The organism is Gemmobacter caeni (genome assembly GCF_003054195.1).
In the GTDB taxonomy this organism is placed as follows: domain Bacteria; phylum Pseudomonadota; class Alphaproteobacteria; order Rhodobacterales; family Rhodobacteraceae; genus Gemmobacter; species Gemmobacter caeni.
In genome coordinates this window covers 344,345-358,110 of sequence record NZ_QBKP01000003.1, presented here as the reverse complement: position 1 = coordinate 358,110, position 13,766 = coordinate 344,345, and the positions used below count along the sequence as shown (strand labels likewise).

General features: G+C 65.4%; 13 protein-coding genes. 8 read left to right on the top strand and 5 right to left on the bottom strand.

Going from position 1 to position 13,766, the window contains the following annotated elements:
* Nucleotides 1–3: 3 nt before the first annotated feature.
* From C8N34_RS07090 to C8N34_RS07075, 4 genes are all read right to left on the bottom strand, one after another.
* Nucleotides 4–1,284, bottom strand: a complete 1,281-nt coding sequence (locus C8N34_RS07090; protein WP_108128315.1) for a Hint domain-containing protein — start codon at nucleotides 1,282–1,284, stop codon at nucleotides 4–6.
* Nucleotides 1,285–1,476: 192 nt separating this feature from the next.
* On the bottom strand, nucleotides 1,477–2,403 hold the full coding sequence (gene argF / locus C8N34_RS07085) for an ornithine carbamoyltransferase (protein ID WP_108128314.1): 927 nt from the start codon (nucleotides 2,401–2,403) through the stop codon (nucleotides 1,477–1,479).
* A 40-nt stretch (nucleotides 2,404–2,443) separates the two neighbouring features.
* A complete protein-coding gene (locus C8N34_RS07080) occupies nucleotides 2,444–2,983 on the bottom strand; it encodes a GNAT family N-acetyltransferase (RefSeq protein ID WP_108128313.1) in 540 nt (179 codons plus the stop codon).
* Entirely contained in the window at nucleotides 2,946–4,127 is a 1,182-nt protein-coding gene (locus tag C8N34_RS07075; protein ID WP_108128312.1) for an aspartate aminotransferase family protein, read from the bottom strand. The genes C8N34_RS07080 and C8N34_RS07075 overlap by 38 nt, the downstream gene beginning before the upstream one ends.
* Nucleotides 4,128–4,617: 490 nt before the next feature.
* Here C8N34_RS07075 and C8N34_RS07070 point away from each other — a divergent pair, with 490 nt between their 5' ends.
* The 7 genes from C8N34_RS07070 (at nucleotide 4,618) to lexA (ending at nucleotide 10,123) form a co-directional block, all read left to right on the top strand.
* On the top strand, nucleotides 4,618–5,199 hold the full coding sequence (locus C8N34_RS07070; protein ID WP_108128367.1) for an anthranilate synthase component II: 582 nt from the start codon (nucleotides 4,618–4,620) through the stop codon (nucleotides 5,197–5,199).
* The gene (gene trpD, locus C8N34_RS07065; RefSeq protein ID WP_108128311.1) at nucleotides 5,196–6,209 is read left to right on the top strand and encodes an anthranilate phosphoribosyltransferase; all 1,014 of its coding nucleotides are present in this window, start codon (nucleotides 5,196–5,198) and stop codon (nucleotides 6,207–6,209) included. Before C8N34_RS07070 ends, trpD begins: the two co-directional genes overlap by 4 nt.
* Nucleotides 6,206–6,847: a uracil-DNA glycosylase gene (locus C8N34_RS07060; RefSeq protein ID WP_108128310.1), complete on the top strand. Its 642-nt coding sequence runs from the start codon at nucleotides 6,206–6,208 to the stop codon at nucleotides 6,845–6,847. Before trpD ends, C8N34_RS07060 begins: the two co-directional genes overlap by 4 nt.
* 53 nt (nucleotides 6,848–6,900) lie before the next feature.
* Entirely contained in the window at nucleotides 6,901–7,713 is an 813-nt protein-coding gene (trpC, locus tag C8N34_RS07055; RefSeq protein ID WP_108128309.1) for an indole-3-glycerol phosphate synthase TrpC, read from the top strand.
* 1 nt (nucleotide 7,714) lies between these two features.
* On the top strand, nucleotides 7,715–8,194 hold the full coding sequence (gene moaC / locus C8N34_RS07050; RefSeq protein ID WP_054301841.1) for a cyclic pyranopterin monophosphate synthase MoaC: 480 nt from the start codon (nucleotides 7,715–7,717) through the stop codon (nucleotides 8,192–8,194).
* On the top strand, nucleotides 8,191–9,354 hold the full coding sequence (locus tag C8N34_RS07045) for a molybdopterin molybdotransferase MoeA (RefSeq protein ID WP_108128308.1): 1,164 nt from the start codon (nucleotides 8,191–8,193) through the stop codon (nucleotides 9,352–9,354). The genes moaC and C8N34_RS07045 overlap by 4 nt, the downstream gene beginning before the upstream one ends.
* A gap of 79 nt (nucleotides 9,355–9,433) precedes the next feature.
* Nucleotides 9,434–10,123, top strand: a complete 690-nt coding sequence (lexA, locus tag C8N34_RS07040; RefSeq protein ID WP_054301839.1) for a transcriptional repressor LexA — start codon at nucleotides 9,434–9,436, stop codon at nucleotides 10,121–10,123.
* Here the strand turns inward: lexA and C8N34_RS07035 are convergent.
* Nucleotides 10,117–12,225 carry a ComEC/Rec2 family competence protein gene (locus C8N34_RS07035; protein ID WP_108128307.1) on the bottom strand — a complete coding sequence of 703 codons (2,109 nt, stop codon included), beginning with the start codon at nucleotides 12,223–12,225 and terminating at the stop codon, nucleotides 10,117–10,119. The genes lexA and C8N34_RS07035 overlap by 7 nt on opposite strands.
* 75 nt (nucleotides 12,226–12,300) lie before the next feature.
* On the opposite strand from C8N34_RS07035, the gene gltX reads away from it, so the two are divergent.
* A complete protein-coding gene (gene gltX / locus C8N34_RS07030) occupies nucleotides 12,301–13,701 on the top strand; it encodes a glutamate--tRNA ligase (protein ID WP_108128306.1) in 1,401 nt (466 codons plus the stop codon).
* Nucleotides 13,702–13,766: the final 65 nt, after the last annotated feature.

Genomic DNA, 13,766 nt, shown 5'->3' with positions numbered 1-13,766 from the left:
CCGTCAGGCCGCCAGCCAGGGCGCAGGAACCGGCACCGGCCTGAGGCCCGGCCCGCGCAACCCTGCCCGCTGCATCACCAGCAGCCGGGCCTCGTGCCGGCGCAGCACCCGCCGCGCGGCGGGCTGGCGTGCCAGACGCTCCAGCTCCCACGGAAGGAAAGTTTCATGCAGGGCCGCCCGCGCCCGTTCTGGCAATGCGGCCATGGCCTGCGGACCCGGATGCAGGCTTTCCGCCCCGGTGCCTTCCGCCAGCAGCACCTGATGACGGTCCAGCAGCAGATGACAATAGCGCAAGCGGCGTGGCAGGGTTTCGCGGCTGACACCGGGCAGGCCCACCAGATCGCGCGCCGCTGCCAGCACCTCATATTCGCCGAACAGTAATTCGCAATCGGCCCCGTGCAGCAACAGCAGATGCTGCCCCGAAACGCTCAGGTCACCCTCATTGTCCAGCGCCCCGGCCTCGATGCGCACCGGCAGCGCCTCGCCCTCGGCACAGACCATGCCGCCGCCGGTCCAGCGCAAGATCTGCGGCCCGTCATCCAGCGTCATCACGCGATCCCCGGCGCGCAGATTCTCGATCCGCCGCAGCCCATCGGGCGTGTGGATGCGGGTGCCCGCTTCGAAACACACCGGATTGCCGTTCAGGAAACGTGTCGACCAGACACCGTTCGGTTCGCCCGGGTCCAGCCCGGCATTCGGATAGTTCGTCAAAGCCGAGGAATTGCCCGAGCCGGGAACGATGTAATCGCGCGACCCGCCATCCGTCATGCCCACCTGCGCCACGCCGGTATACCCGTTGGTCCACTGGACCTTCTGGTAGATCATGTCGATCTCGAAATTGCCGTCGTGAGTATGTTGCAGCACCACCTGAAAGGTGTTCCGCGCCGAGGTGGAACCGCTGTAGGCCCGCACATCCAGCCATGTGATCGTGACGCGGCCGCTGGACGGGTCCAGGTCCCAATAGATGTTGTTGGTGCCGTTGGCCGTGCCGCTGGTGATGTTCACATCACTCCAGAACGGCGCGATGGCCGGATAGGGCAGCGCGGACAGCGCCGAAGGCGTATAGGCAGTGACCGGCGCCTGAAAGGTGATCAGACCGTTGGTGTTGATATAAAGGGACGTATAATTGGTCCCGAAATAGTTGATGCCCGACGCACCGAAAACCGAGGTGATGTTCACCTGGATCGAGCCGTCATCATAATTTCCCGCCGTCAGGGCGCTGCCGCGAAAACTGCCTTCACCCACGCCCTGCGGCCCGCCCAAACCTGTATTGATCGTGGCCATTTTCGGCCTCCGTCCGTTTCTGCCTCAGAAACGACAGGACAGCCGAAATCGGGCGGCCTCACGGATCGGATGCGGCGCATTCGGGGCAATTTTGCGCCAAGCCATCATAATCCGCAGCCAATGGCAGGAATTGTTGCGACCCGGAAACAATCCCCCCGGTCACTGGCGCAAACGGGGGGACAATGGCGCCGGTCAGACGCCCAGGCACCAGCGCATGACCGCCTTCTGCGCATGCAGCCGGTTTTCCGCCTCGTCGAAAATCACCGAATGCGGGCCGTCCATTACGGCGCTGGTCGCCTCGTCATTGCGGTGCGCGGGCAGGCAATGCATGAACAGTGCATCCGGTTTGGCCTTCGCCATCAGATCCTCATTCACCTGATAGGGGCGCAACTGGTTGTGGCGGCGCTCTTTCGCGCTTTCGGGGTCATGCATGCTGACCCAGGTATCGGTGACCACCAGATCGGCGCCCGAGACCGCCTTGTAGGGGTCACGCTCCACCGTGACCGGATGACCTTTCGAGGCGGCGAAATCCAGCCAGACCCGCTCGGGGTCGAGTGTTTCAGGCCCGGTGAAGGCCAGATCGAAGCCGAACTGCCCGGCGGCATGGGCAAAGCTGGCAAAGACATTGTTGCCGTCGCCGCACCACACGACCTTCTTGCCGGCGATCGGGCCGCGATGTTCCTCATAGGTCATCACATCGGCCATGATCTGACAGGGGTGGGTGCGGTTGGTCAGCCCGTTGATGACCGGAACCGTGGCATGTTCCGCCATCTCCTGCAGCGTCGCCTCTTCAAAGGTGCGGATCATGATGAGATCGACATAGCGTGACAGCACCCGCGCGGTATCGGCGATGGTCTCGCCATGGCCAAGCTGCATTTCCTTGCCCGACAGCACCATCGTCTCGCCACCCATCTGGCGCACACCGACGTCAAAGCTGACGCGGGTGCGGGTCGAGGGCTTTTCGAAGATCAGCGCGACCATGCGGCCCTTCAGCGGCTGGTCATCGTCCGGCGTACCCTTGGGACGCCCGGCGCGGGCGATCTTCATGGCACGCGCATTGTCGATCATCGCGCGCAGATCGGTGGCGGAGGTGGTGTGAATATCAAGGAAGTGGTTCATCTGTCGGTCTTTCTGACGGGCTTCCGCCCGCTTGCGTATCTTACCAAAGGGAAGGGAATGTCGGATCGAATGCCATGACAAGCACGGGCTTGCCCGTCTCGCCCGTCGTGGTGCGGATGGCTCGGAAGCCCGCTCGTCGATACGCCCGCACGGCGCGTTCGTTCGACGGGTCGGGGTCGATCACCACCGCCGGATAGCGACGCCGCAGGTCAGCCGCGCGCAGGTTCAGATAGCGCGCCGCATGGCCCTGCCCCAGCATGTCGGGCTCCCCCAGAAAGGTATCCATCGCACGGGTGCCCGGCGGGAATTCCGCATATTGCGGCATCGGGTCGTGATGGGCGGGGTAATCCTGCACATAGGCGAAGGGCCTGCCCTGATAGGCCACCAGCAGCAGATCGGCGGTGTCGCCGTCGATTTCGGCGTCGATCAGCGCGATTTCAGTGTCGGGGTCGCCCCACCAGGCGCGGACATGCGGCTGGTCCAGCCAGCCGCGCATCCGCGCGTAATCCGACCGCGTCAGCGGCGGAAAGCTGTAATCCGCCTCAGCTTGCATGACCGGACAGCGCGGCCGCGGCCGCATCCAGCCGCTTCAGCGCCTCGGCAATATCGGCGTCGGGGATGTTCAGCGCAGGCAGCAGCCGCACCACATTGTCAGATGCGGCGACGGTCAGCAGATGTTCCGCCATGCCCGCCTTCACCAGATCCGCGACCGGCGCCCTGCATTTCAGGCCAAGCATCAGCCCCTGCCCGCGCACGCTTTCGAACACGTCGGGATGTTCCGCCACCAGCGCCTCAAGCCCCTGACGGAACAGGCCCGCCTTGCGGTTGACCTCGGCCAGGAACGCCGGGGCCGAGACGATGCGCATGACAGCCCCGCCCACCGCGCAGGCCAGCGGGTTGCCGCCATAGGTGGACCCATGGGTGCCCGCGACCATGCCGGAAGCGGCGTTTTCGGTCGCCAGTACCGCGCCCAGCGGGAAGCCGCCGCCGATACCCTTGGCGACCATCATGATATCGGGGGTGACGCCTGCCCATTCATGCGCGAACAGCTTGCCGGTGCGGCCCATGCCACATTGCACCTCATCAAAGACCAGAAGCGCGCCGGTCTCGTCGCAGAGGTCACGCAGTCCTTTCAGGCAGCTGTCAGGCAGCGTGCGGATGCCGCCCTCGCCCTGAACCGGCTCGATCATCACCGCTGCCGTGCGGTCTGAAATCGCCGCCCGCAGCGCCTCGTGATCGCCGAAGGGCAATTGCCGGAAGCCCGGCATCAGCGGGCCAAAGCCCTTGACCATCTTTTCCGACCCCGCCGCCGCAATGGCGCCCGTCGACCGGCCGTGGAAGGCGCCATCAAAGCTCAGGATCTCGATCCGATCGGGCTGCCCCTTCTCGTACCAGTATTTGCGGACCATCTTGATCGCCAGTTCCGCCGCCTCGGTGCCGGAATTGGTGAAGAAAACGGTGTCGGCAAAGGTGTGCTCGACCAGTTGGTCGGCCAGCGCCTCCTGTTCCGGGATGCGATAGACGTTCGACACATGCCAGAGCTTTGCCGCCTGTTCGCTGATGGTTTTTACCAGCTCGGGATGGGCATGGCCCAGCGCATTGACGGCAATCCCCGAGCCCAGATCGAGGTAACGCCCCCCGTCCTCGGTGAAAAGCCAGCTTCCCTCGCCCTTCACGAAGGCAAGCGGCGCGCGGTTGTAGGTCGGCAGGACGGAGGTAATCATGGATAATCCTCAGGCGGATGCGAGGCCATAGGGGTGCCAAAGGCGCATGCCCATGTCAACGCAAGGGTGTCATGTAGGGAGAGGGGGGCCGGATTTTCCGGGTCACACCCGGAAGCAGAACGCGCGAAAGCGACGTCAGACGCGGTTGCGTCGGCGTCGGGGAAGCTGGAAAGGGCGAATCCGTGCATTCATGCCGTTGCGATAGCGCAAGGCCGGACGGCTGGCAAGCGTCTTGCAGCCACCACCACCGCAATCCCGGGTGGCCAGGCGCACAGGCCCCTGCGCTGCTGTCACCGTGCAGACTTTCTGCCAGCCCGCGACGGGCGCGAACACGGTTGCCCCGCGCCTTCTGATGAACGATAAGCTTCCCTGACGTTCCTCGGGGCCGAAGTCGGGACGGCAGGGTATGGGCCAGGCAGGCAGATATTTTGCGGGTATCGCGGCAGACGACCATGGAAGGAACCCAACGCGATACATGGGTTACGGCCGGATGCTGCTTCTGATCGACAACTACGACAGCTTTACCTACAATCTCGTGCATTATCTGGGCGAGCTTGGTGCCGATGTGGTGGTCAGGCGCAACGATGCGCTGGATGTGCAGGCCGCCATGGCGCTGCGCCCTGATCTGATTGTGCTGAGCCCCGGTCCCTGCGACCCGGCACAGGCGGGCATCTGCCTTGCGCTGACCGCCGCCGCCGCCGAGGCGAAGATCCCGCTGCTGGGTGTCTGCCTTGGACACCAGACCATTGGCGAGGCGTTCGGCGGCAAGGTCGTGCGCTGCCACGAGATCGTGCATGGCAAGATGGGCACCATGCATCACAGCGGGCAAGGCGTGTTCAGCGGCCTGCCCTCCCCCTTCCTTGCCACCCGCTATCACTCGCTGGTGGTGGAACGCGAGAGCCTGCCGGATTGTCTGGAGGTCACGGCCTGGCTGGAGGATGGCACCATCATGGGCCTGCGTCACAAGACACTGCCTATCGAAGGCGTGCAGTTCCACCCCGAAAGCATCGCCAGCGAGCACGGGCACCAGTTGCTGAAGAACTTCCTTGACCGCGCGCAGGTGTCGGCATGAGCGACCGGCTGAAGCCGCTGATCGGCACCGCCGCCACCCGCGCCCTGACCCGCGCCGAGGCCGAAACCGCCTTCGCCGCGCTGTTCGAGGGCGAGGCGACGCCCGCACAGATGGGCGGCTTCCTGATGGCGCTGCGCACGCGGGGCGAGACGGTGGATGAATATGCCGCCGCCGCCAGCGTGATGCGTGCCAAATGCCACAAGGTGAGCGCGCCCACGGGCGCCATGGATATCGTGGGCACCGGCGGCGATGGCAAGGGCACGCTGAACATCTCCACCGCGACGGCCTTTGTCGCGGCGGCGGCGGGGGTCGTCGTGGCCAAGCACGGCAACCGCAACCTTTCCTCCAAATCCGGCGCGGCGGATGCACTTTCGGAAATGGGCCTCAACGTGATGATCGGCCCCGATGTGGTGGAACGCTGCCTGCACGAGGCCGGGATCGGCTTCATGATGGCGCCGATGCATCATCCGGCGATGCGCCATGTCGGGCCGGTGCGCGCCGAACTTGGCACGCGCACCATCTTCAACATCCTCGGGCCGCTGACCAACCCCGCCGGGGTGAAGCGGCAGTTGACGGGCACGTTCAGCGCCACGCTCTTGCGCCCGATGGCGGAAACCCTGCTGACACTGGGGTCAGAGGCGGCCTGGCTGGTCCACGGTTCCGACGGGACCGATGAAATCTCCATTGCCGGGCCGACCTCTGTGGCCGCGCTGGAAAACGGCGCAATCCGCGAATTCGAGGTCAGCCCCGAGGATGCGGGCCTGCCGGTCCATCCGTTCGAGGCGATCCTCGGGGGCACGCCGCAGGAAAACGGCGCGGCCTTCCGCCGCCTGCTGGAGGGCGAGGAAGGTGCGTATCGTGATGCTGTTCTGCTGAACTCTGCCGCTGCGCTGGTGGTGGCTGGGCGCGCGACCGGCCTGCCCGCAGGCGTGGAAATGGCGCGCGAAGCCATCGACAGCGGCCGCGCACTGCAAAAGGTCGAGGCGCTGGTGGCGCTGACCAACGGGTGAGCGGCCTCGACATCCCTGCAAGCTGGGCGGATCTTCCGTTCTTTCGGGACGACTGGCCCGCCTTGGCCGCACGGCTCAGCGTCACGCCCGGTTGGCAGCCGCAATCACCGTTCCGCGCCCTGGATCTGACGCCGCGTGACAGGGTGCGTGTGGTGATCCTCGGGCAAGACCCCTACCCCACACCGGGCCGCGCCACCGGCCTTGCTTTCAGCTTTCCGCCCGGCGCGGCCCCGCAACATTCGCTGAAGAACATCCTGACCGAGTTGCACGACGATCTGGGCGTCGCAAAATGCGACGGCGATCTGACCGGCTGGGCAGAGCAGGGCGTGCTTCTGCTGAACGCCGTGCTGACCGTGCCGCAGGGGCAGGCGAATGGCCACAAAGGCTGGGGCTGGGAAGCGCTGGTGCAGCAGGTGCTGGCCACCACCACTGCCGACGGGCCGCGCGCCTTTGTCCTTTGGGGTGGGCCTGCGCAAAAACTTTGTGCAAAGCTGCCGCGAGACGGGCACCTGTTTCTTGAAAGCGCGCACCCCTCGCCCCTGTCGGCCTATCGCGGCTTTTTCGGCTCGAAACCGTTCAGTCAGGTAAACCGCTGGCTGGCGTCCACCGGCGGCACGCCGGTCGACTGGTCGGCCTGAGCCGGGTTTTCAACGCCGCCACGGCGCGCTAAGTCACTGGGAAGGAGATCGCCATGACCACCATTCTCGACCGCATCAAAGCCTACAAGCTGGAAGATGTTGCCGCCCGCAAGATCGCGCAGCCTCTGGCCGAGGTGGAAGCCGCCGCCAAGGCCGCCCCGGCCCCGCGCGGCTTTGCCCGCGCCCTGCGCGATGCCGCGACTTCGGGCTATGGCCTGATCGCCGAAATCAAGAAGGCCAGCCCTTCCAAGGGTCTGATCCGCGCCGATTTCGACCCGCCCGCCCTTGCCCGCGCCTATGAAGAGGGTGGCGCCACCTGCCTTTCGGTGCTGACCGACGGCCCGTCCTTCCAGGGCGACGACAGCTATCTCGCCGCCGCGCGCGAGGCAGTAAAGCTGCCCTGTCTGCGCAAGGATTTCCTTTATGACCCCTACAGCGTCGTCGAATCCCGCGCGCTGGGGGCCGATTGCATTCTGATCATCATGGCCTCGCTGGAGGATGCCGAAGCGGCGGATCTGGAACAGACCGCTTTCGACCTTGGCATGGATGTGCTGATCGAGGTGCATGACCGGACGGAGCTTGAACGTGCCACGCGGCTGAAATCGCCGCTGCTGGGTATCAACAACCGCAACCTGCACACGTTCGAAACCACGCTGGACACCACGCGCGATCTGGCGCGGCGCGTTCCGGCCGACCGGCTGATCGTGTCGGAAAGCGGGCTTTATACCGCCGAGGATCTGGCCGACATGGCCCGCTATGGCGCGCGTTGCTTCCTGATCGGCGAGGCGCTGATGCGACAGCAAGACGTAACCGCCGCGACACGCGCGATCCTTGCCAATCCGCTGAAATCCGAAGGGGGGATGTGACATGTCCGGCCTGACGCATTTCGACGCCAAGGGCGATGCGCATATGGTCGACGTCTCCGACAAGGCGGTGACCTCGCGCCTTGCGGTGGCCCGCGGCGCGGTGCGGATGACGGCCGAAACACTGACACTGATCACCGAGGGCCGCGCCGCCAAGGGCGATGTTCTGGCCGTGGCGCGGCTGGCGGGCATCATGGGGGCGAAGAAAACTGCCGATCTGATCCCGCTGTGCCATCCTCTGCCCGTCACCAAGGTCGCGGTCGACCTGACCCCCGACCCCGCGCTGCCCGGCATTCAGGTCGAGGCGACGGTCAAGACCACCGGCCAGACCGGGGTGGAGATGGAGGCGCTGACCGCCGTTTCTGTCGCCTGCCTGACCGTCTATGACATGGTGAAGGCAGTCGAAAAGTCCATGCAGATTGAAGGCATACGCCTGATCCTCAAGGAAGGCGGAAAATCCGGCCGCTTCGAGGCCACGCCATGATTTCGGTCGAGGAAGCGCTGGCCCGCGTTCTGGCCCTTGCCACCCCGATGCCGGTGGAAACCGTGCCGCTGGCAGCAGCGGCAGGTCGCTGGATGGCCAAAGCTGCCGAGGCCCGACGCACCCAGCCGCCTTTCGCGTCCTCAGCCATGGATGGCTATGCAGTGCAGGGTCCGGCCGCAACAGGCGCGCGTTTCCGTGTGATCGGCGAATCCGCCGCTGGTCACGGGTTTGCGGGATCGGTGGGGCCGGGTGAGGCGGCGCGCATCTTCACCGGCGCCCCGGTGCCGGAAGGAGCCACGCAGGTGGTGCTGCAAGAGGATGTCACCCGCGACGGCAATGACATTGTAATCGCCACAGCCTCCGCCAATGGGAATATCCGGCAGACAGGCGATGATTTCGCGGCGGGTTTCCGGCTGCAACCGCGCCGGATTTCTGCCTCTGACGTGGCGCTTCTGGCCGCAATGAACTTGGCCGAAGTGCCTGCCCACCGACGGCCAGTGGTGGCGATTATCGCCACCGGGGACGAGTTGGTCATGCCCGGTGACACCCCCGGCCCTGATCAGATCATTGCCTCGAACTCCTTTGCGATCAAAGCCTTGGCCGAAGGTGTTGGCGCCGAGGCACGGCTTCTGCCCATCGCCCGCGATACCGAGGCCAGCCTGCGGGCGGTTTTCGCGCTGGCGGAAGGCGCAGATCTGGTGGTGACCATCGGCGGTGCCTCGGTCGGGGACCATGACCTTGTGGCGAAGGTTGCCACCGATCTTGGCATGAAACGCGCCTTCTACAAGATCAGCATGCGCCCCGGAAAACCGCTGATGGCCGGGCGGCTGAACGGCATGCCGATGCTCGGGCTGCCCGGCAATCCGGTCTCTGCCATCGTCTGCGCGCATCTCTTCCTGCTGCCCTTGTTGCGGGCCATGCAGGGCGAGCCGGCACCGGCCCCCGCGCCGCGCCGCGCCGTGCTGGGCGCGGATGTCGCCCCGACCGGGCCGCGCACCCATTACATGCGTGCCCGCATCGAAGATGGGGTCGTCACCGCCTTCGACCGTCAGGATTCCGCTTTGCTGAGCGTACTGGCCGAAGCGAATGCGCTGCTGATCAGGCCCCTGGGAGACGGCGCCCGCAAGGCGGGAGAGGCTGCCGATTACCTGCCAATCTGACGGAAGGCCTTGACACAAATCGGGAACGCGGGCAGAACATAAGGCAAACACCCTTGACCCTGGTGGAAGGATTTGCCCGATGCTCACGCGCAAGCAACTGGAATTGCTGGATTTCATTCGCGTCCGCATGGATCGGGATGGCGTTCCGCCCTCCTTCGATGAAATGAAGGAGGCGCTGGACCTGCGGTCCAAGTCCGGCATTCACCGCCTGATCACCGCGCTGGAGGAACGGGGCTTCATCCGCCGCCTTGCCCATCGCGCCCGCGCCATCGAAATTGTCAAACTGCCCGAGGCGATGGAGAAGCCGGGTTTCACCCCCCGCGTGATTGCGGGTGACCGGCCTGCTGCCCCGCAACCCGCCACGGCCATTCCGGTGCAGGTGCACGCCGTGGAGCTGCCCGTGATGGGCCGCATCGCGGCGGGCGTTCCGATCGAGGCGATCTCTGAAATCTCGCATCACGTTGCTGTGCCCGGAGGGATGCTCTCCGGCAGCGCCCAGCATTACGCGCTTGAGGTCAAGGGCGATTCGATGATTGAGGCCGGGATCAACGATGGTGATATCGTTGTCATCCGCGAACAGGGCACGGCCGAGAATGGCGATATCGTGGTGGCGCTGGTTGAAGACAGCGAGGCGACGCTGAAACGCTTCCGCCGCAAGGGAAACATGATCGCGCTAGAAGCGGCAAACCCGCTTTATGAAACGCGTGTGTTTCCCGATCACATGGTCAAGGTGCAGGGCCGCCTTGTCGGGCTGATCCGCAGCTACTGACCCTTCGCCAGCAGGCGCACCGGCCGGTCCAACCAGCGCGCCGCCATCGTCTGCGCGTGTTTCCCGTGCCAGATGCGGGTGGTATCGCGGGCCGGTTGCAGGCGCAGCCGGTCGCCATCAGGCGAAAGCGCAATGCCTCCGCTGCGGCGCAGCTGCCCGAGGTCGATCACGATGCATCCCTCTGGCGGTGTGGCGATCTGCGCGGCAGTGATAACCAGATTATTGGCTGCGCAGGCAGCGGGCAGCTTTTCTTCCGCGCCCTTGCCGCGCAGATGAACCCCGCTCCATTCGCCCAGATAAAATCGCCGCTCTGACGCAGGGCCGGTAAAACCCTCCCGTTTCGCCGCGATTGGCTGCGAGACAAGATCGCCATCATTCTCCAGCCAGTTCTGCGCGGCGAAGCCCGCCCCGCGCGCAGCGGAAAGGGCCCTGCCCTGCGGCCCATAGAGGCCAACAAGCAATCCATCCGGTGAAATCAACAGCGCCGGACGCTCTGCCTGCGTCCAGACGCCCAGGCCGAGCGCGATGGCAAGAACGCCGGGCAGCCGGAACCAGCGCCGCCCCACCGCCATCCCGATGCCGCCCAGAGCGATGAGCGGCAGGGCCAGCGGCCCCGGTGCCGGAACTGGCGTCACGGCCCCATCCAGGCCGGCAACCATATGGGATACATATAAAATCCAGCGCGCCCCCCACCCCATGACCATCAGCGGCAGATCTGCCAGACCGAAGGGGGCAAGCAGGGCCGCAATCGCACCGGCGGGCATCACCACCATGCCCATGACCGGCACGGTCAACACATTGGCCAGCAGCCCATAATCTGCGATTCTGTTAAAGTGAGCGGCGGCAAAGGGGGCCGTTGCGATCCCAGCCAGCGCCGAAGACAGGACCAGTGTAAGGACTGGCAGCGCCCATCGCGGGACCAGACCACCTGTCAGCGCGCTGTGCAGGGCGCCAAACCCCGCCACCAGTGCGGTGGTCGCGGCGAAGGACATCTGGAACCCCGGCGTCAGCAGGGTTTCCGGGCGAAGGCACAGCAGGATCGTTGCCGAGATCGCCACCGAGCGGAGCGACAGGGCCTGCCGATCCAGCAGCACGGCGCCCAGCATGACGCAGATCATGATGCAGGCCCGCTCGGTTGCCACATTGGCGCCCGACAAAAGCAGGTAGAAGATCGCCACCGGCAGCGACAGGGCTGCGGCAACCTTCTTTGTGTTCAGCCGCAGGGCAATGTGCGGCACCAGCGCAAGCCCGCCCCGGATCAGCGCAAAGACAAATCCGATCAGAAAGGCCATATGCATGCCCGAGATCGCCAGAAGATGCGCAAGGCTGGAGGCGCGCAGATCCTCGATCGCCGCGCGGCTGAAGCCGGAGCGATCACCTGTCATCACCCCGGCGGCAAAAGCCCCCGGATCGCCCCGGATTCGCGCCTGAATGCCTGCTGACAGCGCCGCGCGCAGCCGGTTCAGCCCCTGCTCGCCTCGGCCCGGCGGGGCCAGCATCAGCAGCGGATGACGAGAATAGCCAATTGCGCCAAGCCGCTGAAACCACGCCACGCGGCGGAAATCGAAGCCGCCGGGTTCGACCGGATCGCCCGGCGGGGCAAGATGAGCGGTGATCTGCACCCATTGCCCGGGTGCGGGGGCAAACCGGGGCGCCACCTGCAAGGCGATGCGTACGCGCGCCGGTATGCGGCGCGGCGCCACCTCTGAAAGCTGCACATTGTCCAGCGTCAGCCGCAGCGCATCGGATTGCGAGCGGTCCAGCGCGACGATACGCCCCTCGATCGGACCATAATACCGGAACTCCAGCACCGGCGCGGCAACGAGATGCGCGCGCACGCCAGCCACGATGCCGCCAAGTGTCAGGCAGGCCACGGCCACCCAGAGCGGTTGCGCCGCCTCCGGCCCGAAGCGCCACAGACCGGCCATGAGCAGAACCAGACCGCCTGCCACGAGATAAGTTGCAAGCCCCGGCTCCACCGGCAGCGCGAACCAGAAGCCGATCCCGGCGCCAAGAAAGACCGGCACCCAGGGAAACAGGATACCCCGCGCATCGGCCACCGCCCCCGCCAGCCGCCCCAGGATGCCCCCGCGCACCGCCACCTTGTTTCCGGGCCTCCGCTCGCCTATCAGATGCCCAACGCTAGCGCGCCAATGGTTTCCGAAAGGTTAAGTCGCATGACCGGACACGTCGTCACCCGCTTTGCCCCCTCGCCCACGGGTTATCTGCACATCGGCGGCGGCAGGACGGCGCTGTTCAACTGGCTGTTTGCCCGTGGCCGGGGAGGCAAGTTCCTGCTGCGGATCGAGGATACTGACCGCGAACGCTCGACCCCCGAGGCGACGGCGGCGATCCTGCGCGGGCTGGAATGGCTTGGCCTCGACTGGGACGGCGACGTCATCAGCCAGTTCGAGCGGCGCGACCGCCATGCCGAGGTGGCGCATGCCATGCTTGCGCGCGGCACAGCCTACAAATGCTTCAGCACGAGGGAAGAAATTGAGGCCTTCCGCGCCGAAGCCGAAGCCAAGGGCAGCTATGCGGTGTTTCAAAGCCCCTGGCGTGACGCCGATCCGGCGACGTATCCAGACCGGCCCTTCGCCATCCGCATGAAAGCACCGCGCGAAGGCGAGACGGTGATTGATGATCAGGTGCAGGGCCGCGTCGTCATCAAGAACGAGACGCTGGATGACATGATCGTCCTGCGCTCGGACGGGACGCCGACCTATATGCTGGCGGTGGTGGTCGACGATCACGACATGGGTGTGACCCATGTGATCCGGGGCGATGACCACCTTGTGAACGCGGCCCGCCAGCAGATGATCTATGACGCGATGGACTGGTCCGTTCCGGTCTGGGCGCATATTCCGCTGATCCACGGACCAGATGGCAAGAAACTGTCAAAACGTCACGGCGCACTTGGCGTCGAGGAATATCAGGTCATGGGTTACCCCGCCGCGGGCATGCGCAATTACCTGACCCGACTGGGTTGGGCACATGGCGATGCCGAGTTCTTTACCAGCGAACAGGCGATGGAATGGTTTGACCTGAAGGGAATCGGCCGCGCGCCCGCCCGGCTGGATTTCAAGAAGCTGGAGAATCTGTGCGGCCAGCATATCGCGGCCAGCGACGATGCTGCATTGCTGCATGAACTGGAGGCCTATCTGGCCGTCGCAAACCTTCCGGCGCTGTCCGAACACCAACGCGGCCTGATGCTGGCGGGTATGTCCAGCCTGAAAGAACGTGCCAAGACCTTCCCGGAACTTCTTGAAAAGGCGCGGTATATTCTGACCACCCGCCCTGTGGCGCGCGACGAGGCCGCCGAGAAGGCGCTTGATCCGGTATCCCGTGGTATACTGGCTTCATTGACGCCGCGCCTGCGAAATGCTAGCTGGACGAAGGAAGATCTTGAAGCCATTCTGACCGGGACCGCAGCCGAACACGGGCTGGGCTTCGGCAAGCTGGCTGCTCCGCTGCGTGCCGCCCTTGCCGGACGCACGGTCAGCCCCAGCGTCTATGACATGATGCTTGTCATCGGTCAGGACGAAACGATTGCGCGGCTGGAGGATGCCGCGGCCTGATTGCCGCACCCTCCCTGCCCGAAGATTTGGCCACGGCGCCCTCACGGCGCCGGGCAGCAACGCAG